This window comes from Caballeronia sp. LZ028 (assembly GCF_031451415.1).
In the GTDB taxonomy this organism is placed as follows: domain Bacteria; phylum Pseudomonadota; class Gammaproteobacteria; order Burkholderiales; family Burkholderiaceae; genus Caballeronia; species Caballeronia zhejiangensis.
This window is the reverse complement of the sequence record NZ_JARUXN010000001.1, coordinates 243,231-264,234: the sequence shown is the minus strand read 5'-3', so window position 1 is coordinate 264,234 and position 21,004 is coordinate 243,231. Positions and strand designations below refer to the sequence as shown.

General features: G+C 63.9%; 20 protein-coding genes. 5 read left to right on the top strand and 15 right to left on the bottom strand.

What is annotated here, in order from left to right:
- Positions 1-187 precede the first annotated feature (187 nt).
- Positions 188-1,414 carry an MFS transporter gene (locus tag QCE58_RS01250; RefSeq protein ID WP_250457070.1) on the bottom strand — a complete coding sequence of 409 codons (1,227 nt, stop codon included), beginning with the start codon at positions 1,412-1,414 and terminating at the stop codon, positions 188-190.
- A 325-nt stretch (positions 1,415-1,739) separates the two neighbouring features.
- On the opposite strand from QCE58_RS01250, the gene QCE58_RS01245 reads away from it, so the two are divergent.
- From QCE58_RS01245 to QCE58_RS01235, 3 genes are all read left to right on the top strand, one after another.
- A complete protein-coding gene (locus QCE58_RS01245) occupies positions 1,740-1,952 on the top strand; it encodes a hypothetical protein (protein ID WP_008352308.1) in 213 nt (70 codons plus the stop codon).
- 34 nt (positions 1,953-1,986) lie between these two features.
- Entirely contained in the window at positions 1,987-3,018 is a 1,032-nt protein-coding gene (locus tag QCE58_RS01240) for a serine/threonine protein kinase (protein WP_239294357.1), read from the top strand.
- A gap of 176 nt (positions 3,019-3,194) precedes the next feature.
- Positions 3,195-3,923 carry a PepSY-associated TM helix domain-containing protein gene (locus tag QCE58_RS01235; RefSeq protein WP_250520866.1) on the top strand — a complete coding sequence of 243 codons (729 nt, stop codon included), beginning with the start codon at positions 3,195-3,197 and terminating at the stop codon, positions 3,921-3,923.
- Positions 3,924-3,940: 17 nt separating this feature from the next.
- On the opposite strand, the gene QCE58_RS01230 is transcribed toward QCE58_RS01235, so the two are convergent.
- The 13 genes from QCE58_RS01230 to mgrA form a co-directional block, all read right to left on the bottom strand.
- Positions 3,941-5,161, bottom strand: coding sequence for a PepSY domain-containing protein (locus QCE58_RS01230; RefSeq protein ID WP_250520865.1), 1,221 nt, complete (start codon positions 5,159-5,161; stop codon positions 3,941-3,943).
- Positions 5,162-5,288: 127 nt separating this feature from the next.
- Positions 5,289-6,308: an XdhC family protein gene (locus tag QCE58_RS01225; RefSeq protein WP_175979682.1), complete on the bottom strand. Its 1,020-nt coding sequence runs from the start codon at positions 6,306-6,308 to the stop codon at positions 5,289-5,291.
- Complete coding sequence (locus QCE58_RS01220) at positions 6,281-6,826, bottom strand: CoxG family protein (protein ID WP_250481414.1); 546 nt, start codon at positions 6,824-6,826, stop codon at positions 6,281-6,283. Before QCE58_RS01220 ends, QCE58_RS01225 begins: the two co-directional genes overlap by 28 nt.
- A complete protein-coding gene (locus QCE58_RS01215) occupies positions 6,817-8,010 on the bottom strand; it encodes a VWA domain-containing protein (protein ID WP_241814029.1) in 1,194 nt (397 codons plus the stop codon). The genes QCE58_RS01220 and QCE58_RS01215 overlap by 10 nt, the downstream gene beginning before the upstream one ends.
- Positions 8,007-8,903: a MoxR family ATPase gene (locus tag QCE58_RS01210; RefSeq protein WP_008352332.1), complete on the bottom strand. Its 897-nt coding sequence runs from the start codon at positions 8,901-8,903 to the stop codon at positions 8,007-8,009. The genes QCE58_RS01215 and QCE58_RS01210 overlap by 4 nt, the downstream gene beginning before the upstream one ends.
- Before the next feature lie 6 nt (positions 8,904-8,909).
- Positions 8,910-9,710, bottom strand: a complete 801-nt coding sequence (locus tag QCE58_RS01205; protein WP_008352333.1) for a xanthine dehydrogenase family protein subunit M — start codon at positions 9,708-9,710, stop codon at positions 8,910-8,912.
- 12 nt (positions 9,711-9,722) lie between these two features.
- Positions 9,723-12,104 (bottom strand): xanthine dehydrogenase family protein molybdopterin-binding subunit, encoded by a 2,382-nt coding sequence (locus QCE58_RS01200; RefSeq protein WP_250435380.1) that lies wholly within the window; start codon positions 12,102-12,104, stop codon positions 9,723-9,725.
- A 57-nt stretch (positions 12,105-12,161) separates the two neighbouring features.
- On the bottom strand, positions 12,162-12,638 hold the full coding sequence (locus QCE58_RS01195; RefSeq protein WP_008352336.1) for a (2Fe-2S)-binding protein: 477 nt from the start codon (positions 12,636-12,638) through the stop codon (positions 12,162-12,164).
- A gap of 226 nt (positions 12,639-12,864) precedes the next feature.
- Positions 12,865-14,286 (bottom strand): amino acid permease, encoded by a 1,422-nt coding sequence (locus QCE58_RS01190; protein ID WP_008352338.1) that lies wholly within the window; start codon positions 14,284-14,286, stop codon positions 12,865-12,867.
- A 157-nt stretch (positions 14,287-14,443) separates the two neighbouring features.
- Positions 14,444-15,097 carry a response regulator transcription factor RqpR gene (rqpR, locus tag QCE58_RS01185; RefSeq protein ID WP_008352341.1) on the bottom strand — a complete coding sequence of 218 codons (654 nt, stop codon included), beginning with the start codon at positions 15,095-15,097 and terminating at the stop codon, positions 14,444-14,446.
- 10 nt (positions 15,098-15,107) lie between these two features.
- Positions 15,108-15,971 (bottom strand): sensor histidine kinase, encoded by an 864-nt coding sequence (locus tag QCE58_RS01180; protein ID WP_250435379.1) that lies wholly within the window; start codon positions 15,969-15,971, stop codon positions 15,108-15,110.
- A gap of 343 nt (positions 15,972-16,314) precedes the next feature.
- Positions 16,315-17,085, bottom strand: coding sequence for a ferredoxin--NADP reductase (locus tag QCE58_RS01175; RefSeq protein ID WP_008352345.1), 771 nt, complete (start codon positions 17,083-17,085; stop codon positions 16,315-16,317).
- Between the two features lie 498 nt (positions 17,086-17,583).
- A complete protein-coding gene (gene mgrA / locus QCE58_RS01170) occupies positions 17,584-18,627 on the bottom strand; it encodes an L-glyceraldehyde 3-phosphate reductase (RefSeq protein ID WP_008352347.1) in 1,044 nt (347 codons plus the stop codon).
- 234 nt (positions 18,628-18,861) lie between these two features.
- Between mgrA and QCE58_RS01165 the strand changes: the two genes are divergently transcribed.
- Together QCE58_RS01165 and QCE58_RS01160 are read left to right on the top strand one after the other, a co-directional pair.
- Positions 18,862-19,659 carry a mechanosensitive ion channel family protein gene (locus QCE58_RS01165; protein ID WP_008352348.1) on the top strand — a complete coding sequence of 266 codons (798 nt, stop codon included), beginning with the start codon at positions 18,862-18,864 and terminating at the stop codon, positions 19,657-19,659.
- Between the two features lie 60 nt (positions 19,660-19,719).
- A complete protein-coding gene (locus tag QCE58_RS01160; RefSeq protein ID WP_008352349.1) occupies positions 19,720-19,923 on the top strand; it encodes a DUF3185 family protein in 204 nt (67 codons plus the stop codon).
- A 12-nt stretch (positions 19,924-19,935) separates the two neighbouring features.
- Here the strand turns inward: QCE58_RS01160 and QCE58_RS01155 are convergent, their stop codons facing one another.
- Positions 19,936-20,712 (bottom strand): phytanoyl-CoA dioxygenase family protein, encoded by a 777-nt coding sequence (locus QCE58_RS01155; protein ID WP_250520864.1) that lies wholly within the window; start codon positions 20,710-20,712, stop codon positions 19,936-19,938.
- Between the last annotated feature and the right edge of the window lie 292 nt (positions 20,713-21,004).

The following is a 21,004-nucleotide window of genomic DNA, read 5'->3' as shown; positions in this document are numbered from 1 at the left end:
CGTGTGAAAAGCTGCATCGACGATTCGAGTATAGGCCGCGCCAACGAAGGCGTTAGCCCAACTTCGTGCGACGGCAAACCACGAAAACGTACGAAAGCCTTGCGCGACAAGGACTTGCAGGCACCTATTTTTAAGCGGACGCGGAAAAACCCTTAGCTTCGGCTTATTTCAATCGGCTTTCGATTGTTCAGACGACAGCGTGCTCGCGCCGGTTCAGATGCACCGCGCCCGCAATCCCGACGAGCAGCAGCGCGCCGATCAGCCCGGCGACGCCCTTCCATCCGAATGCGGTCCAGAAGTGCCCTCCGTACGATCCGATCAGACTCGACCCGATGTAATACGCGAGCAGATAGAGCGCGGCCGCCTGGCCTTTCGCTTGCATCGCGAGCCGTCCGACCCAGCCGCTCGCGACCGAGTGCCCTGCGAAGAAGCCGAACGTCAGGCACGCGATACCCGCAATGATCACCGGCAGCGCGTTCGACAAGGTCAACGCGATGCCGAGCATCATCAGCACCAGGCTTGCGATCAGCACGCGGCCGCGCCCGAAGACATCGGCCATCTTGCCGGACCACGGCGACGCGACCACGCCCGTCAAATACACGGTGAAGATCGCGCCGATCTGCGTCTGATTCAATTCGAACGGCGCGCCCAGCAACCGATATCCGACGTAGTTGTAAAGCGTGACGAAACTGCCCATCAGCACGAAGCCGATGAGAAACAGAAACGGCAAACCGCGATGCCGCAGATGCCCGCCGAGCGAGCGCCGATGATGCGCGAACCCGACGCCGCGCCGCGGCTTGAAGCGTCGCGACGGCGGCAGCAGCGAACGGAACGCGAGCGTGGCGAGCAGACCCAGCAGCCCGATTCCGCCGATCGCAACGCGCCAGCCGAAAAGATCCGCGAGGATGCCGCTGATCACGCGCCCGGCCATGCCGCCGATGGCCGTCCCGCCGACGTAGAGTCCCATCGCGAGACCGAGGCCTTCGGGATGCACTTCCTCCGCGAGATACGCCATCGCGACCGCGGGCACGCCGCCGAGCGCGAAGCCTTCGAGCGCGCGCACGACGAGCAGCGCGTGCCAGTCCGGCAGCACGGCGGCGATCACCGTCAGCACCGACGACGCGAGCAGCGAAAGCGTCATCAGCCGATGACGGCTCCAGCTTTCCGAGACGAATCCCGCGATGAAGATGGCGATCGCCAACGCCGCCGTGCTCACCGACACCGCGAGCGCGCTGACCGCCGGACTGACGCCGAACGCCTTCGTGAACTCGGGAAGCAACGGCTGCACGCAGTAGAGCAGCGAAAAAGTCGCATAACCGGCGAACAGCAACGCGAGCGAAGCACGCCAATAGGCGCGCGAGCCGCGTTCGAGATACGGAGCGGCATCGGCGGCCCGGTTTGCGTTAGCATCCACGAATGAAGTCTCTGCTGAAAAAAACTCTCGACGATACGCCGATCCTCAGGGTTTTGCCTGATAAGCAAGCCGCGATCCGGCCACGTAGCCCATTAATTGCTGCTATTCGTCTGCGATCGGCAACATAACGAAGCGAATGGCGTCGCGCCGACGCGCCGCCATGCGCTAAAGTTAGAGCACAATCGTTCATGAAAGCCGCGCGTGTCGCGCTTCCCGCAACAGCGACGCGGCGATTGTCTGGTGCACGAGCCGTGAAAAGCCTGTGCTTGGTGAAAACATATGACCGGCGCTTCAATCCCAGCCGGCGTTGAAACGGGGATTCATCATGCAAATCGGTTCGATTGTCCGCTCCGTGCATATTGCCGTGCCTCAGGGCGCGCGCGGCATCGTGATGCGCATTCTCGGCGACATGGCCATGGTCGCCTGGTACGCGGGCGAGCCTGGCGTAACCAAACTGCTCAATACCGAGCCGTTCTTTCTCGAAGACCTGATCGATACGGGCGATGTCGTGCGCCCGTCGAACACGGTCGTGCACTGAGAAGCGACGCGCCGCATTGCGGCACAATGCCGGGATGAACTCGATCCATCCCGACTCCCAGGGCGCGCCCGCCGACGACGCGCCGCCCTTCTCCGGCCTCACGCCCGATTGCGTACTCGATGCAGTCGACCGCGTGCTGATGCCCGCAGGCGCGCGCACCGATGGCCGCCTGTTGCCGCTCAACAGCTACGAAAACCGCGTCTATCAGGTGGGCGTCGAGGACGGCGCACCGATCGTCGCGAAGTTCTATCGGCCGAAACGATGGTCGAATGCGGCGATTCTCGAAGAGCACGCGTTCGTCGCGAGTCTCGTCGCGCGTGAGATTCCGGCCGTGCCCGCGCGCGCGCTCGATGGCACGACGCTGCACGAATTCGACGGCTTTCGCTTCTCCATCTTCGAGCGGCGCGGCGGACGCGCGCCCGACCTCGATCGCAGCGACACGCTCGAATGGCTCGGGCGCTTCATCGGGCGGATTCACGCGGTGGGCGCGGTCGAGCCGTATCGCGAGCGGCCGACGCTCGATATCGACACTTTCGGCTATGAACCGCGCGAGTTCCTGCTGACGCACGGCTTCGTTCCCGCCGATGTGCGCGAAGCGTGGGAAGCCGTCGTGTCGATGGCGCTCGAAGGCGTCGCGCAATGTTTCGAGCGCGCGGGCGATGTGCGGCACGTGCGTCTGCACGGCGACTGTCATCCGAGCAACGTGCTGTGGACCGACGCGGGCCCGCATTTCGTCGATTTCGACGACAGCCGCATGGGCCCGGCCATTCAGGACTTGTGGCTGCTCTTGCCCGCCGGACGCGCGGATGCATCGCGCGCGCTCACCGATCTGCTCGCCGGTTACGAAGATTTTTGCGAGTTCGATCCGCGCGAACTGCATCTGATCGAAGCGCTGCGCACGCTGCGGCTGATTCATTATTCGGCGTGGCTCGCGCGCCGCTGGAACGATCCGGCGTTCCCCGCCGCCTTCCCGTGGTTCAACACGCAACGTTACTGGGAAGACCGAATCCTCGAATTGCGCGAGCAAGTCGGCGCGATGCAGGAAGGCCCGCTTTGGCCCGTTTGAAATTTTTTGTGACATTCGCGGACTGTCAGGCGATCGCAAAGCGTTGAAAAGCGCTTTTCGGCATGTAATGATAACAATTCTCATTTGCCCGCCTGACATCGATCGCCGCGCGCGCGTGCGCGTTTAGCGATCGGGGCGCGGCTTTGCCTGCCAACGCCCGAATTCTGGAGAGACGCGTGAACGCGCCTGAAACCCTCAATACGCCGCCGTCCGCGACGGGCGGCTCGACGCATTACCGTCCGCATGGGCGTCTCATCGACGATGCCGAGCAGATCGTCCGCAAGAATCGCTCGCGCCGCTCGACCTTCCTGAAGTGGCTGCGCAAGGTGCATGGCTGGGTCGGTTTGTGGGGCGCGCTGCTGGGCCTGCTGTTCGGCGCGACGGGTTTTCTGCTGAATCACCGCGCGCCGCCGCTGCGCATTTCGACCGGCGAGCCGCAGGTTTCGCAGATGCAGATGCCGCTGCCCGCCGAAGGCTTCAAGTCGCCGCGCGACATGGGCGCGTGGCTGAAGAAGGAACTGAAGATCGACGGCAATCTCGGACGCGCGCGCAAGGAACCGGCGCATCCGGTCGGCTGGGGCGACAAGAGCACGATGCAGCCGGAACAATGGTCGGTGATGGTGGCATCGCCGGGCGGCAGCGTGATGGCGGAGTACTGGGTCGGCAACAATTTCGTGTCGGTGAAGCGCACCGAAAACACCTTCCTCGCGATGATGACCAACCTGCACAAGGGCGTTGGCCTAAGCGTGGGCTGGGTGCTGCTCATCGATACGTTCGCGGGCAGCATCGTCCTGCTGTCGCTTACCGGCGTGCTGCTGTGGACCGAGCTGAACAAGAAGCGCACGGCGGGCGTGGTGATCGTGGCGGCGTCGCTGATCGCGGCGATTGTTTGCGGGTTGATTTGAGGGATTCGGGACGTCCATCACGCGGCCGACGTCCCCTTCCCCTTCCGCGGGTTATGCCGCGTCAGCCACAAATAAAGCCCGCTCCCGAGCACGACGATCGTCAGCACATCGAACGCGGCCCAGAAAATCTTCAGCGGCATGCCGCCGAAATCGCCGAAATGCAGCGGCTGCGAGCCGAGCAGCACCTTCAGATACCACGGCAACTCGCGTGAATCGGTGAGCGCGCCCGTCGATGCATCGACGAGCACAGGTCGCATGATCCGCGTCGTCAGAATGCCGTCGCCGCGCATCCACACGGCATAGTGATGCGGGCTCGCGAAGCGCGTCCCCGGAAACGCGACGAACGACGGAATCATCTCGGGCGCGACGCGTTGCGCTGTCTTCACGGCATCGTCGATGGAAGCGCGCACGACGACCGGCGGCTTGTCACGATACGGCGCGACCATCTGCGCGAGCTGATCGTTGCGCCATGCTTCGAGCATGAGATCGGCGAGCGTGTTGATCGAACCCGTCGCGCCGACGAGCAACGCCCACGCGAGCGTCAACATGCCGATGGCGTTATGCCAGTCGAGCCACACGATCCGCCGCTTCTTCTTCAGGCGCACGCGCCCGAGCCCGACCTTTCGCCAGAACGGCAGATACACGACGATGCCCGACACGATCGCCGCGAGAAACACGACGCCCATCGCGCCGAGAAAGAGCTTGCCGAAGAGCCCGGCGAACATGTCGACGTGCAACTTCAGCAGCACGAACTTGAGCGAGCCTTTGCCGGGCGGCATGCCGAGAGGCTGGGCGGTGCGCGCATCGACGGTCGTACTGAGCGTATCGTCGGGCGGCGTGTCGGCTTTCGGCGCGGTGACGACGACCGGCAAAAGCGGATCGTCCGGCTCCCAGATCATGTATTGCGGCACATGGCCCGGATGCTCGGTCAGCGCCGCGCGCAACACCGCGTCGTAGCTCGCGTGCGCATTCGCCTGCGATGCAGGCAGCGCTGGCGCTTCGATCGCATCGCCGGTGAGGATGTCGAGTTCGTGGCCGAACACGAGCGGCAAGCCGGTCAGACACAGCAGCAACATGAACGCCGTGCAGACGAGACTCGTCCACCGATGCACGATCGACCATACGCGCAGCGCGCGCTGGCTCATGTGGCGCTTGTTCGCGGACGAGCGCGAGTCGGGCGATGCATCGGCGCGGGCGGCTGCGCGCTGGTCATCGCCGGTCAAAAACTTGCCGGGCATTCGACTAAATCGTTGAGCTGAAAGGGAAACGGCTGCGCGTCAGCCGAAGCCGGCCACGCAAATGAGAATGATTATTATATAGCCGTCGCGCCCGTCCGGGCCGCGTTTCGTCAGGATTTTGTAATAATCAGACGCCGCAGACTTCGCCTTTTCCGGCAACCTCGCGCGCCGCTTTCGCGCCTTCCACCTGCAACAGTTCGGGCAACGACACGCCGTTCTTCGCCGCCGTGACTTCCGCGAGAATCGACACCGCGATTTCCGGCGGCGTCCGGCTGCCGATATAAATGCCTACCGGCCCATGCAACCGCGCCAGTTCGGCCTCGCTGAGATCGAACTCCTTCAGACGCTCGCGCCGCGCCGCGTTGTTGCGCCGCGAACCGAGCGCGCCGACGTAGAACGCGGGCGTCTTCAGCGCTTCCATCAGCGCGAGATCGTCGAGCTTCGGATCGTGCGTGAGGGCGATGACCGCGCAGCGTTCGTCGAGCTTCATCTCCATGACCGTGTCGTCGGGCATGGTTCGCACGATCGTCGTGCCGGGCACATTCCACTCTTCCGTGTATTCCTCGCGCGGATCGCACACGGTCACCTGATAATCCAGCCCGACCGCGATACTGCACAGATAGCGCGACAACTGCCCCGCGCCGATCACGAGCATCCGGTAACGCGGGCCGTGAATCGTCAGCAGATGCGCGTCGTCGAAGAGCACGCCGTCGGTGGCCTGCGCCGGTTCGAGGCGCGCCGCGCCCGTGGCCATGTCGAGCGTGCGCGCGACGAGCCTGCCGCTTTCCACCGCCGCGCACAATTCCGAGATGCCGCTTTCCATCGTCAGCGGCTCCAGCACGAGCTGGATCGTGCCGCCGCACGGCAAGCCGAAGCGATGCGCCTCTTCCGCGCTGATGCCGTACTTCACCGCTTCCGGCTTCGTCTGCTCGATGCCCCGCTGCCGCACGCGATCGATGAGATCGTCCTCGATGCATCCTCCCGACACCGAACCGACGACGTGGCCATCGTCACGCACGGCGAGCATCGCGCCTTCGGGTCTCGGCGACGAGCCCCATGTCTTCACGACCGTCACGAGCAGCACGCGATGTCCCTCTTCGAGCCATCGCGCGCTGTTCTTCAGGACTTCGAGATCCACGCTGTCCATGATTTCTTTCCCTTTTCCTTCTCTTCTGCGCCGCTTTCGTCTTGGTCGGCGGCTGCATCTTGCGATTCCTGGCCGCCTTGCAGCTGCGCGCTGAATCGCTTGAAGAATTCTCCCGCGATCTTGCGCGCCGCGCCGTCGACGAGCCGCGAGCCGATCTGCGCAAGCTTGCCGCCGACCTGCGCGTTTGCACTGTAACTGAGCTTCGTCGTGTCGGCTTCGTCGCCGGGTTCGAGGTTCACGGTCGCGCTGCCCTTGCTGAAGCCGGCCGCGCCGCCCTGCCCTTCGAAGACGATCGTGTAAGTATGCGGGGCGTCGATATTCGTCAGCTCCATTCTTCCCTTGAAGCGCGCTTTCACCGGACCGACCGCCGCCGTCATCGCGACGTTGTAGCCGTTCTCGCCATCGGCGTCGATGCTGTCGCAGCCCGGAATGCAGACCTTCAGGATCGACGTGTCGTTCAGCGCTTCCCACGCGCGCGCCTGCGGCACCGGCAACGTGTGTGTTTCGGTCAGTTCCATCTCGTGTCTCCAGTGTGCCGTGACAGCGCGGCCAGTTCGGCTCCGACCGCGCCGAGGCTGTCGAGGTTATGTGCCGCGAGCATTGCATCGACGTGTGGCAGGATCGCGCGCACGCCTCGCGCGCGCGGCGTGAAATCGGCGAAACGCAGCAGCGGATTGAGCCACACCAGCCGATGCGCGAAACGCCTGAGTCTTTGCATCTCGGCATCGAGCACGTCGATGGCTTCGTGATCGAGGCCATCGGTGACGAGCAGCACCGTCGCCCGACCGGCCAGCACACGCCGCGCCCAGCGCCGATTGAACTCCGCGAGCGTCGCGCCGATGCGCGTGCCGCCGGACCAGTCCGCGACGTTCTGTCCGAGCGCGGCAATGGCGACATCGGGATCGCGTTCGCGCAAGGCGCGCGTCGCGTTCGTGAGCCGCGTGCCGAACAGGAACACTTGCAGACGCTCGCGCGATTGCAATAGCGCGTGACAGAAGTAGAGCACGGCGCGCGAATACGCGCTCATCGAGCCGGAAATGTCGAGCAGCAACACGAGCGGCGGTCTGCGCTCGACCGCCGCGCGATATTTCCACACGGTCCAGTCGCCGCCCGAGCGCACGGCGTGTCGCGCGCTCGCTTTGAGATCGGCATGCGTGCCGCGCGAGCCCGCCTTCAGCCTGCGCGTCGGTTCCGTCGCGAGCGGCATCCGATGCGCGCGAATCTGATGCCGCAGCGTGCGCCATTCGTCGGCGCTGAGCGTGTCGAAATCGCGATGGCTCAAGCGTTCCTGCGCGCTGAACGTGATGCGCGCGTGCGCCTCTTCCGGCTTCGATTCCCGCGGCGGCGTTGTCGACGATGCCGCCGCGCGCGTCGCCAACGCATCGGCGAGACGGTTGTTGCGCTTCGGCGGCGGCATGCCGCTCTTCACCTTCGGCAGCAACAGCGCGCGCAGCTTGCCTTCCCAGTCGGGATCGCGCCAGAAAAGATCGAACGCCGCATCGAAGATGTCGCGTTCGTCGCTCGCGTGGACGAGCAAACACGCGAGCGTCGCGCGCACATCGTCGCGGCGATTCAGATCGACGAAGCGCAACGCGTCGAGCGCATCGACCGCGTGCGCCGGCGACATGCCGAGCCCCGCGCCGCGCAGAAGCCTCACGAAATGCACGACGTTGCGCGCGAACGGTTCCATCGTGGTCGTCATGGCGTGGCCGCGAGGCATTGCGCGAGCGTATCGGCGTCCATGCGCGCGAGATCGTCCTGATACTTCAGCAGCACGCCGAGCGTGTTCTGCACCGATTGCGGATCCAGTTCCGTCACCGACAACGCCGCGAGCGCGCGGCACCAGTCGATCGTTTCCGCGACGCCCGGCGCCTTGAAGAGATCCAGCGTGCGCAGCTCGTGCACGAACGCGACGGCGCGCTGCTGCAACGCCTGCCCCGCTTCGGGCGCGCGCGCCGCGACGATCGCCAGTTCGACATCGCGCTGCGGATAGCCGATCCACTGATAGAGGCATCGCCGCTTCAACGCATCGTGGACTTCGCGCGTGCGGTTCGACGTCATCACGACGAGCGGCGGTTGCGCCGCGCGCACCGTGCCGTACTCCGGAATCGACACCTGAAAGTCCGACAGCAATTCGAGCAGAAACGCTTCGAACGGCTCGTCGGCGCGGTCGATTTCATCGATGAGCAGAACGCGGCGCGCGTCGGGATTCGACGCATCGGGCAGCAAGGCCTGAAGCAGCGGACGCTTCAGCAGAAACTCGCTGCGATACAGCGAATCGTTCGACGGCGTTTCGCCCGACGCCTCCGCGAGCCGCAGCGCCATGATCTGCCGCGGATAGTCCCACTCGTATAGCGCGCTCGCGGTATCGAGCCCTTCGTAGCATTGCAGGCGCAGCAGCGTCGTGCCGCACAAGCCCGCCGCCGCCTTCGCGAGTTCGGTCTTGCCGACGCCCGGCTCGCCTTCGAGAAAGAGCGGCCGCTGCATCTTCAGCGCGAGAAAAAGCGCCGTCGCGAGCTCGCGGTTCGCGAAGTAGCGATGCTCGCGCAAGCGCGCGAGCGTCTCGTCGATGGATTGCGGCGCCTGTTCCGTCATCGCGGACTAGAACGACATCGCGCGCTCGATCGCGCGGCCCGCGAGCACCGGAATCAGATGCGCGCGATATTCGGCGCTCGCGTGCATGTCCGCGTTCAGCTCGTTGGGCGAGATCGTCACGCCGCGCGCCGATGCCACCGAAAAGTCCTTCGACAACGCCGCTTCCAGCTCCGCCGGACGAAACACCGAAGACGCCGCGCCCGTCACGCCGACGCGCACGCCGTCCTTGAACTTCGCGACGAACACGCCGACGAGCGCGAAGTGCGACGCGGGATTGCGAAACTTCTCGTAGCCCGCGCGCTCGGCCAGCGGAAACTCGACGGCCGTGATGAGCTCGTCGGGTTCGAGCGCGGTCGTGTACATGTCGATGAAGAAATCGTCCGCGGCGATGCGCCTTCTGTCGGTCACGACCGTCGCGTTCAGCGCGAGCACGGCTGACGGATAGCACGCCGCCGGATCGTCGTTGGCGAGCGAGCCGCCGATCGTGCCGCGCTCGCGAACCTGTCGATCACCGATGCGTCCCGCGAGATCCGCGAGCCCCGGCAGCGCGCGCTGCACATCCGCGTTCGATGCGACCGCCGCATGAGACACCGCGCCGCCGATCGTGAGCTTGTCGCCGTCGAGCGTGACGTTTTTCATCGACGCGATGCGCGTCACGTCGACGAGCGCCGAGGGCTGTGCGAGCCGCAGGCGCATCGTCGGCAAGAGGCTTTGGCCGCCCGCGAGGAACTTGGCGTCGCCGTTGGCGGAAAGCACCGCGACCGCCGCCTTCGCTTCGTCCGCTTTCTGATAGTCGAATGAGTACATTTGCCGGTCTCCTCAGGCGCGTTGAGCGTTATGCATCGCGGTCCACACGCGATGCGGCGTCGCGGGCATCTGCAAGTCCTTCACGCCGAGCGGCGCGAGCGCATCGAGAATCGCGTTGATGACCGCCGGCGGCGAACCGATTGCGCCCGCTTCGCCGCAGCCCTTCACGCCGAGCGGATTGTGCGTGCACGGCGTGCCCTTCGCGGTCTCGACGGTGAAGTTCGGCAGATCGCTAGCGTGCGGCATCGCGTAATCCATGAACGAGCCGGAGAGCAACTGGCCGGTGCTGTCATCGTAGACGCAGCGTTCGAGCATCGCCTGGCCGATGCCCTGCCCCAGCCCGCCATGCACTTGCCCTTCGACGATCATCGGATTGATGACGTTGCCGAAGTCATCGACGGCCGTGAACTTTTCGATGCGCGTTTCGCCGGTGTCCTGATCGACCTCGACTTCGCACACATACGCGCCCGACGGATACGTGAAGTTGGTCGGATCGTAGAACGCGTTTTCGTTGAGGCCCGGCTCCATGGTTTCGAGCGGGAAGTTGTGCGGCACGTACGCGGCGAGCGAGACGTCGACGAACGATTTCGTGCGATCGGTGCCCTTCACGCGGAACACGCCGTTGGTGAACTCGATATCTTCCGCCGACGCTTCCAGCAGATGCGCCGCGATCTTCTTCGCCTTCGCTTCGACTTTATCGAGCGCTTTCATGATCGCGGAGCCGCCCACCGAAATCGAACGCGAGCCGTACGTGCCCATGCCGAACGGGATGCGCCCCGTATCGCCGTGAATGATCTCGACGTTCTCGATCGCGATGCCGAGCCGGTCCGCGACCACTTGCGCGAACGTCGTTTCGTGGCCCTGTCCGTGACTGTGCGAACCGGTGAAGACGGTGACGGAGCCGGTGGGATGCACGCGCACTTCGCCCGCTTCGAAGAGACCCGCACGCGCACCGAGCGCGCCCGCCACGTTCGACGGCGCGAGCCCGCACGCTTCGATGTAGCACGAATAGCCGATGCCGCGCAGCTTGCCCTTCTGCTTCGATTCGTCGCGCCGTTTTGCGAAACCCGCGACATCCGCGAGTTCCAGCGCGCGATTCAGGCACGCGTCGTAATCGCCGATGTCGTACGTGAGACCGACCGGCGTCGCGTACGGAAACTCGCGGATGAAATTGCGCCGCCTCAATTCGACGGGATCGATGTTCAGCTCGCGCGCCGCCGTCTCGACGAGCCGCTCGACGACATACGTCGCTTCCGGCCGGCCCGCGCCGCGATAGGCATCGACGGGCACCGTGTTCGTGAAGACCGCTTTCACTTCGGCGTAGATCGCGGGCGTCGTGTACTGGCCCGCGAGCAGCGTCGCGTAGAGCACGGTCGGAATCGACGATGCGAACGTCGACAGATACGCGCCCATGTTCGCCGTCGTATGCACGCGCATGCCGATGAACTTGTTGTCCTTGTCGAGCGCGAGTTCGGCCTTGGTCACATGATCGCGGCCGTGCGCGTCGGAGAGGAAGGCTTCGGAGCGCTCGGCCACCCACTTGATCGGACGCCCGACTTTCTTCGATGCCCACGTCAGCGCGACATCTTCCGGATACAGGAAAATCTTCGAGCCGAAGCCGCCGCCGACATCCGGCGCGATCACGCGCAGCTTCGATTCCGGCAGCGACAGCACGAACGCCGCCATCAGCAAGCGCTCGACGTGCGGGTTCTGATTCGCGACGTAGACCGTGTAGCTGTCGTCGTGCTTCGAATAGCTCGCGTTGACCGCGCGCGGCTCGATCGCGTTCGGCACGAGCCGCTGATTCACGATATCGAGCGTCGTGACGTGCGCGGCTTTCGCGAACGCGGCGTCGGTCGCGGCCTTGTCGCCGTGGCCCCAGTTGTAGCAGACGTTGTTCGGCACGCTGTCGTGCACGAGCGGCTGGCCCGCGTCCGATGCGCTCGCCGTATCGACCGTCGCGGGCAGTTCGTCGTAATCGACCTCGATGAGTTCGAGCGCGTCCTTCGCCTCCTTCACCGATTCGGCGACGACGAGCGCGACCTGATCGCCGACGTGCAACACCTTGTCGTGCGCGATGACGGGATGCGGCGGCTCGTGCATCGGCGAGCCGTCGGTGCTGTGGATGAGCCAGCCGCACGGCAGTCCGCCGACGTTCTCGCCCGCCATGTCCTTGCCGGTGAAGATGCCGATCACGCCCGGCGACTTCAGCGCCGCTTCCATATCGATGCGCGCGATCTTCGCGTGCGCGTGCGGCGAACGCAGGAACACGCCGTAGCTTTGCTGCGGCATGACGACGTCGTCGGTGTACTGGCCCGCGCCCGTCAGGAATCGATAGTCTTCCTTGCGCTTCACGCCAGCGCCGATCAGTTTCTGTTGCTCAGGGGCATTCATCGCGATCTCCTTGGTCAAAGGCGCGATACATCGTGTGAAATGTGGATTGACGCGGAATCAGGCGCCCGCTTTCATGTTTTGCGCGCCCTGCAAGACCGCCTTGACGATGTTGTGATAGCCCGTGCAGCGACACAGATTGCCGTCGAGCTGCTCGCGCACTTCTTCTTCGGAGAGATTCGGCGATTGCGCAGCCAGCGCGCTCGCGCTCATCACCATGCCCGGCGTGCAGAAGCCGCACTGAAGGCCGTGACATTCCCTGAACGCCGCCTGCATCGGATGAAGCTGGCCGTCTTTCGCCATGCCTTCGATGGTCGTGACTTCCATGCCGTCCGCCTGCGCGGCGAGGATGTTGCACGACTTGATCGCGCGGCCATCGAGATGGACGGTGCACGCGCCGCACTGCGCCGTGTCGCAGCCGATATGCGTGCCGGTGAGCCTGAGTTGATCGCGGAGAAACTGGACGAGCAGAACGTGCGGTTCGACGGTGGCGGTCACCGGTTTCCCATTGACCGTCAGGCTGATGCTGAGCGCCATTTTCACTGTCTCCTAAGTGAGGACGATCCAGCTTCACGCCACGCACCTGCCATCTGCCGCCGTGAGCGTTCAGCCGGAATTGGTGTTATGTGTTTGTGACAATGAGTAAAACACAAATCGGCGGGCGTCGCTATCGGCGCGAACGTCCGTCCCAAACTCAAGGTTTTGCCGCTGCAAATGCAAAGCGCCGCCTCGAGGGCGGCGCTTTTGTGTCGAGCAAAGACGCTCAGTGCGTCACGGTCTCTCGCTGCTCGTGCGTTCGACGTCCGAGCACCGAATGGCGTCGCGAGTACAGGAAATAGATCGCGAGGCCGATCACGAGCCACAGCACGAACGCGATCCACGTCATCGCCTGAAGATTGACCATCAGGAACAGACACGACGCCACCGCCAGAATCGGCACGACCGGCACGCCGGGGCAGCGGAACGCGCGCGGCAAGTCAGGATGCGTGCGGCGCAGGATCAGCACGGCGATGGAGACCATCGAGAACGCGGCGAGCGTGCCGATGTTGATGAGCTCGGCGAGCACGTTGAGCGGCACGAGCGCGCCGATCAGACCGAAGAAAATGCCGACGATCCACGTCGTGAGGAACGGCGTCGCGTAGCGCGGATGCACCTTCGAAAGCCGCGCGGGCAAGAGGCCGTCGCGCGACATCGCGTAGATGATGCGCGTCTGGCCGTAGCTCATCACGAGAATCACGGTGAGCATGCCGAGCACCGCGCCGAGATCGATGAAGCCCGCGACCCAGTTCTGACCCGCGACTTGCAGCGCGAACGACACCGGATGCGGATTGTTCGCGAACTGCGGCGCGGGCACGATGCCGGTCACGACGGCCGCGACCGCCACGTACAGCACGGCGCACACCGCGAGCGACGAGATGATGCCGATTGGCAGATCGCGCTTCGGATTCTTCACTTCCTCGGCCGCCGACGACACCGAATCGAAGCCGATGAACGCGAAGAACATGACGGCCGCCGCGCCGAACACGCCGGACCAGCCGTTCGGCATGAACGGCTGCCAGTTTGCCGGCTTCACATGGAACACGCCGACCGCGATCACGAGCAGCACGATGGTCACTTTGATCGCGACCATGATGTTGTTCAGGCGCGTCGATTCCTTCACGCCGACCGAAAGCAGCCAGGTGATCGCCATCATCACGAGGAACGCGGGCAGGTTGAAGAACGTGACCTCGCCGGGCAACGCGCCGGGCGCGGCGGTCAGGGCGGTCGGCAGCGAGATGCCGAAGCCGGCGAGCAGCGACTGCAAGTAGCCCGACCAGCCGACCGAAACGGCGGACGTCGCGAGCCCGTATTCGAGCATCAGATCCCAGCCGATGATCCACGCGGCGAGTTCGCCGAGCGTCGCATACGAATACGTGTAGATGGAACCGGCGACCGGAATCGTCGACGAAAATTCCGCGTAGGCGAGGGCGGCGAAGCAGCACGCGATCGCCGCGATGATGAACGAAATCATGAGCGCCGGGCCGGCCTGGACGGCGCCGGTGCCGGTCAGCACGAAAATGCCCGTGCCGATGATCGCGCCGATTCCGAGGAACGTCAGATCCAGGGCGCCGAGCGTCTTTTTGAGCGATGTGCTGTGCGCGCCGGCCAGCATGTGCTCGATGTTTTTCTTGCGGAACAACGACATTGCGATGAGTCTCCTTCTGGCGCGCGCGAGCGGCCGTTACCTCGGGAAAACCCGATATTTTATCGGAGACTCAGAGATTGCCTATCCATTGAGCATGCAACGCAGAATTGCGGCAATTTGTTACGATCCACCCGTTTTATCTAGCACGAGATAAAACCTACCCGGCGATGGCGGGATTCATGTCGACGAGACGGTTGCTCATCACATAGAACGTAAGCTCTGCGTTGTTGGCGAGCTTCATTTTCTCCAGCAACCGCGCGCGATAAACACTTACGGTCTTAACCGAAAGCGATAAGGCGTTCGCGATATCAGTGAGCCGTTTTCCCGAAGCAAGCATGCACAGCGTCTGATATTCGCGGTCCGATAGCTTCTCGTGCGGCAACCGGTCCGTATCGAGCGAAACGTAGGTTGCGAGGGCTTCGGCCATTTCAGGGCTCACGTATTTTCGGCCTGCGGCGACTTGCTGAATCGCGCCGATCATCAGCGCGGGGTCCGCCGTCTTCGACAGATAGCCCGCCGCGCCCGCCTTCAACGCGCGCACCGCATATTGATCTTCGCGATACATCGAAAACATCAGCACCGGCAGACGCGGGCTTTCGCGCTTGAGACGCTTCAACACGTCGATGCCGTTGATGTCCGGCAGCGAGATGTCGAGCATCGCGACATCGAGCGGGCGACGCGCGGCGAGCGCGAGCGCCTGCATGCCGGTCTCGGCCTCCAGCACTTCGGATGCGACGCCGCGTTCCAGCAGCAATTGCGCGACGCCGCGGCGCACGATGCCGTGATCGTCGGCGAGCAGGATTCTGAGCATCGCGGCGGCCTCAGGCGTTGACCACGCTGAGCGTGAACAGGCCCGGACCCGCCGCAGCCCACGGGAAACGCGCGCGCACGCAAGTGCCGGCAGGCTTCGCCGCCGCGACGCGCAGATTGCCGCCGAGCGCCTCGCAGCGCGCGCGCATCCCGGAAAGGCCGAAGCGTCCGCTCTTGCGACGCGCCGCCGCGCTGATGCCGACGCCATCGTCTTCGACGAGCAGGATCACGCCTTGTCCGTCGAGCGCGACGGACACGCGCGCATGCCCGGCGTGCGCGTGACGCGCGACGTTGCCGAGCGCTTCCTGCATCACGCGAAAGAGCGCGAGCGACATGTCGTGCGACATGCGATCGAGACGCGCATCGTCGGGGCAGGAGAAATCGACGGCGATCGCCGTGCGCGCGCCGAAATCCGCGATCCAGCCGGCCAGCGTGGCGGCGAAGTTGGCATCGAAAGTCGGCGTCTGCAATCCCTCGACGATGCGATGACTCGTCTCGCAGACATCCGCGAGCGCCGCGCGCGCCTGATGCAGCGCGTCGTCGAGCGCGGCGGGCGCATCGGCGGGCAGCCAGTGCTCGGCGCGAGCGAGCGCGATATTCGCGACGGTGAGCGCGGCGCCGCTCGCGTCGTGCAGGTCTTGCGCGAGCGCCTGACGCGCGCGCTCTTCCGTGGCGGCGAGCAGCGCGGCGAGTTCCTGGACGCGGGCGGTGAGACGCTGAATCTGACGGTCGCCCTTGAGCTTGGCGTCGATCAGCGCGGAATAGGGTGAGGCAAACGACGCGCCGGAGCATTCCGGCGACGGTGATGGAACCGCGCGCAGCGGAGCGCGGCGAATCGGGTTCTCATCGAGCGTGATCGTGGCCGACGGGTTCATTCACTATCCTCGCTTCGAGCGCAACTGGAGCTACGTCCTCGGGTAACTCACGAGCGGCGTAACCGAATTTACACTCAGTAACATCGTTGACGGACTACGGGATGGCCTGCGCCGTCAAAAAGTAAACGCATCATATCTCAAAAAAATGATAAATCCATGTCGCGCAAGGCTCCGGCGGTCGAACTTCATGTCGTTTACCAAGTCCGCTGCGCATAATGCGTAGGAAAAAGACCTACCGACCGTGGTCAATTTGTAACAGCGACGCGCGTATGGTGATTTCGTCGAGGCGAAAAAAAACCGGAGCGCGAGGCTCCGGTTTGTGCAATCGCGACGTCGAGACAGCTTATCCGACGAACGCCTTTTCCACGACGTAGTGGCCAGGATGGTTGTTGCTGCCTTCCTGGAAGCCCATCGCGTCGAGCAGTTCGCGCGTGTCGCGCAGCATGTGCGGGCTGCCGCAGAGCATCACGCGGTCGTTTTCGACCGAGAACGGCTCGACCGAGAGATCGGCGAACAGCTTCTTGGTCTCGATCAGATCGGTGATGCGACCACGGTTCGCGAACTCCTCGCGCGTGACCGTCGGGTAATAGACGAGCTTTTCGGACACGATTTCGCCGATATGCTCATGCGCCGGCAAGTGCTCGGTGATGAAATCCTTGTACGCGAGTTCGTCGACGAAACGGCACGTGTGCGTCAGCACGATCTTCTCGTAGCGGTCGTAGACGTCCGGGTCCTTGATGATCGACATGAACGGCGCGAGGCCCGTGCCGGTCGACAGCAGCCACAGCGTCTTGCCGGGCAGCAGATTGTCGGCGACGAGCGTGCCCGTCGGCTTCTTGCCGATCAGCACGGAATCGCCCACTTTCAGATGTTGCAGGCGCGAGGTCAGGGGGCCGTCCGGAACCTTGATGCTCAGAAATTCGAGATGCTCTTCGTAGTTCGCGCTCGCGAGGCTGTACGCGCGCAGAAGCGGCTTGCCGTCGACTTCGAGACCCACCATCGTGAACTGGCCGTTCTCGAAGCGGAACGAGCTGTCGCGGGTGCAGGTGAAACTGAAAAGCGTGTCGGTCCAGTGATGGACGCTCAGAACGGTTTGAGAATTAAGGTTGCTCATGGCTTCTTGAACTGTGCTCTAACTGTGCGAAAGCGGTGACGCTCTGACGCTCGCGCCTGGCTGGCGGCGGATGCCACGCCGGGCCGATGTCGAAAACAAAGCGCGCTACGAGGGCGCAACGAGGGGCGCTGCGCTGTCCGAACGGGACGATCGAATGGTGAAGGTCGCCGATTGATCCGAAACCCGCGATGCGAGGACAGCGATTCACGCCGCGCCACGCGTGAACTTCGCGCAAAAAAACTGACAGCCCGGCGCAATCGGCTATTTTAACCCGATAGTCGTTTCGCGGTCCGAACGTCGATACGGCGGCGGAGGCGCGCACGCGCGCCTCGTGGGCGAACGTGCGTGCAGAAGAAATGCACTTTCGGCTGACTGCGCGGCCGGTGGCCGGCCTCGGCGGCAACTCTTATCGCTGCGGAAAAGCCGCCGAGTCCGCATGATAGCAACGGATGCCGCGCGTATCTCGAAATACCCTTCTGGCGAAAGGCCGCACGCGTGTCAGATGCGCTGATCCGTCGACGGTTTTTCCCACAGGTTGATGCCGCCTTCCTTCGCGTGCTGATCGATTTCCGCGAGTTCTTCCTTCGAGAAATCGAGATTCTTCAGTGCGCCGACGTTCTCGACGACTTGCTCCGCGCGGCTCGCGCCGATCAGCACCGAGGTCACGCGCCCGCCTCGCAGCGCCCACGCGAGCGCCATCTGCGCGAGGCTCTGGCCGCGCTTCTGCGCGAGATCGTTGAGCTTGCGGACGTGCGCGAGGTTCGCATCGCTCAGATGTTCCTGCTTGAGCGAGCCGCCGCCCGGTTTGTTGACGCGCGCGTCCTGCGGCACGCCATTCAGATACTTGCTGGTCAGCAGACCTTGCGCGAGCGGCGTAAACGCGATGCTTCCCGCGCCGATGTCGTCGAGCGTGTCGAGCAGGTCTTCTTCGATCCAGCGGTTCAGCATGTTGTACGACGGCTGATGGATCAGCAGCGGCACCTTGTGCTCGGCGAGCAGCTTGGCCATCTCGCGTGTTTTGGACGCCGAGTACGACGAGATGCCAACGTAAAGCGCCTTGCCCGAATGCACGGCCGTCGCCAGCGCGCCAGCGGTTTCTTCGAGCGGCGTATCGGCGTCGAAACGGTGCGAATAGAAGATGTCGACGTAATCGAGGCCCATGCGCTTCAGGCTCTGGTCGAGGCTCGCCAGCACGTATTTGCGCGAGCCGCCGCCTTGGCCGTACGGACCGGGCCACATGTCCCAGCCTGCTTTCGAGGAGATCAACAGTTCGTCACGATAAGGGCGGAAGTCGTCCTTGAAGATGCGCCCGAAGTTCGTTTCGGCGCTGCCGTACGGCGGGCCGTAATTATTCGCGAGATCGAAATGCGTGACGCCGAGATCGAACGCCGTGCGCAGAATTTCACGTTGCGTGGAGATCGGCGTCGTATCGCCGAAGTTGTGCCACAAACCGAGCGACAACGCAGGAAGTTTCAACCCGCTCCTGCCACAAGTGCGGTATTGCATCTGCGTGTAACGCTCGGAGGCTGCTTCGTAGGCCATGACGGATTTCCTCTGCGGATGGCGAATTGAACGGACTGGAACGGACAACGTGCATTTCACGCGACACGCGCGGACACGCACGCTGTCGAGGGCGTCAATGGTAAGCCAATCGGGGCTGGGCGCGCACGGCACGCGATGCCGTCCCGCTATTCGGTATAGGCCGGATGGCCAGCAAGGGGAACGATCCAACGCGATCGCGGACAAAAGCAGATTCGTTTTGAAGGACCGCTACCCATGGATTCGATCGACAGACTTCGCCCCGCTTACGATTCGTTTAGTGCAATTGCCGTGACTTACGGCATTGATATTCTGCTGGCGCTGCTGATTCTCGCGGTCGGCTGGTGGATTTCGAACGCCGTCGCGAACACCCTGCGCCGCACGCTCGCTCGCACCAATGTCGATGCCACGCTCACCCCGGTGCTCGCCAGCCTCGCGTTGTGGGCGATCCGCGTCGTCGCGATCGTCGCCGCGCTCGGCAAGCTCGGCATTGCCGCCGCCAGCATCCTGACCGTGCTCGGCGCCGCCGGCCTCGCCATCGGCCTCGCGCTGCAGGGCACGCTGCAAAACATCGCGGCCGGCCTGATGCTCCTGCTGCTGCGTCCGTTTCGCGTCGGCGATTACATCGAAGGCGTCGGGACGACGGCGGGCACGGTCAACGAGATCGGACTTTTCACGACGCGCCTCACGAAAGCCGACGGCATCATCATGTTCGTGCCGAACAGCCTCATTTGGGCGAACGCCATCACGAACTACAGCGCGAACGATCGGCGTCGCGTCGTCATCAACTTTCAGGCACAGCATGGGCTGAAGGTCGAGCGTGTGCTCGAGGAACTGCGCAAGCTGATGAGCGACGATCCGCGCATCGTGCAGGACGGGCCGTCGGCGCCGTGGGTCGCCGTGACCGATTACACGGACACCGGCGTCAAATACAACCTCGGCGCGTGGACGAGCAGAAGCGATCATCAGTACGTGATGGCCGACCTCCTGCGCAAGATTCAGCCGTACACGCGCGAGCAGGCGCAGGCGGCGTGAGTGGACGCGCGAGCGCCGACCCGCTAACCTGACGCGCTTTTCCAGCCAAGAGACCACGCCATGACCCGAGCGATTTCCGTTGCGCTGCTAGTCGGCGGCGTCGTGCTGCTGTATTTCGGCGGCCAGTCGTTTCATTCGCTCTCCAGCGACGTCGCGCGCTTCTTCACCGGCTCGCCCACGAACAAGACCATCTGGCTGATCGCGGGCGGCATCGTCGCGTCGCTCGCCGGGCTGATCGGCCTCACGATTCCGTCGAAACGCTGAAACGCTGCGACGTCAAACGAGCGGCACTTCCGGCTTCGACGCCGAGCGCGTGCCGGGCAGCGCCGCGTTGCTCGCGCCGCGATACGTGAACACGAGCGAGAACTTCACCTGATCGGTGAGGTTCTTGCCCGCCGAATGCAGCGTGTTGCAGTGGAAGAACACGACGTCGCCCGGTTCCAGCGCGGGCGACACCGCCGTGCGGATCAGCGCGGCATTCTCGGGCAAGTCGGAGCGGAAGAATTTCGCGTCGTCGAAGCGATCCGATGTGAACGGCAGCTTGTGCGACATCGGCACGAACCACAGCGCGCCGTTTTCCACCGTTTCGTTGCCGAGCGCGACCCACGCGGAAACGAGATCGTCGCGCTCGAACGCCCAGTAGCGCACGTCGCGATGCCAGCCGGTCAGGCTGCCGTACGCCGGGTGCTTCGTCATCATGCAGTTGTGATGCGCGCGCGACAAATACGGCGTCTCGCCGAAATACAACTCCATCCATCCGCGCACTTCCGGCGATGTCGCGAACTCCGCGTAAAGCGGATGCCGCGCGTAGGCGTCGAGCAGGCGGCGCACGGTGTGTCCGCCGGGCGCGTCCTTCGAATCCGGCGCGCCGGGATATTTCAGATCGGCCTCGAACTCGACCGGCGCGGCGGCCTCGGCGAGTTGCCGGCGCGCGACTTCGAGCATCGCGTCGCGGCGTTCCTGCCAAACCAGCCCTTTCACGATCACGTAGCCGTTTCGACGCAGCTCGTGCACCTGTTCCTTCTTCGATTTCAGCAGGTTTTGATCAGACATTTCAGTTCTTGGCTCCGGCGGCTTTCGAATTTATTCATGCCGTCGACGCTATATCCGGAATTGGGGCGAATACGGGGATTGTAAATCCGGCAGCGCAGGAAGGCCCATGCGAGAACGCTTCCGCCGATTTTTATAAGCAGCCGCTTCATGAAACGGCAGGGAAAACGCGGACTTACCCGGGTAATACGGGTCCTGTACATTGATCCGCATCAATTCGGTGCAACTTCGCAAATGCTGTTGAATCGAAGCGTTGAACTTCATTTTTGAGACGACTATCGTCGAGTCTGCTTCC